Origin of the sequence: Phocaeicola sp. RTP21198st1_B8_RTP21198_201120, from assembly GCF_040929485.1 — a bacterium.
GTDB classification, from domain to species: domain Bacteria; phylum Bacteroidota; class Bacteroidia; order Bacteroidales; family Bacteroidaceae; genus Phocaeicola; species Phocaeicola dorei.
The window spans coordinates 1-685 of record NZ_JBCOCI010000476.1; the positions used below are offsets into that span (position 1 = coordinate 1).

Below are 685 nucleotides of genomic sequence, written 5' to 3' on the forward strand. Positions count from 1 at the left end.
CTTCTTTGCAGGAAATCCGCAACGCACTGCTCGACTTCAAAGAAAGTGGAAAATTCGTTATTGCTTATGCAGACTCCTATACGCAGGGACTTTATTATCTTTCCAGCGCAGCCGATAAGGTGTTGCTCAATCCCAAAGGAATGATTGAATGGCGGGGTATCGCCTCTGCTCCCCTGTTCTACAAAGATTTGCTGCAAAAAATAGGAGTTGAGATGCAGGTGTTCAAGGTAGGAACTTACAAATCTGCCGTAGAGCCGTTTATTGCTACGGAAATGAGTCCTGCCAACCGCGAACAGGTTACCACATTTATCACTTCTATCTGGGGGCAAGTTACGGAAGGGGTATCTACTTCACGTAATATTTCTGTAGACTCACTGAATGTTTATGCAGATCGCATGCTCATGTTCTATCCGGCAGAAGAGAGTGTAAAATGCGGATTGGCTGATACATTGATTTACCGCAATGATGTGCGCAATTATCTTAAGAAATTGGTAGAGATCAATGAAGATGATAATCTTCCTATATTAGGATTGGGCGACATGATGAACGTAAGGAAAAATGTGCCGAAAGATAAAAGCGGTAATATCGTAGCTGTTTATTATGCATCCGGTGAGATTACAGACTATCCGAGCTCTGCAACTTCCGAAGACGGGATTGTCGGTTCGAAAGTCATTCGTGACCTGCG

1 pseudogene is annotated in these 685 nt (G+C 43.6%); it reads left to right on the top strand.

The window, feature by feature from the left end:
• Nucleotides 1-685, top strand: a pseudogene (locus AB5935_RS27410) (S49 family peptidase); the annotation flags it as partial.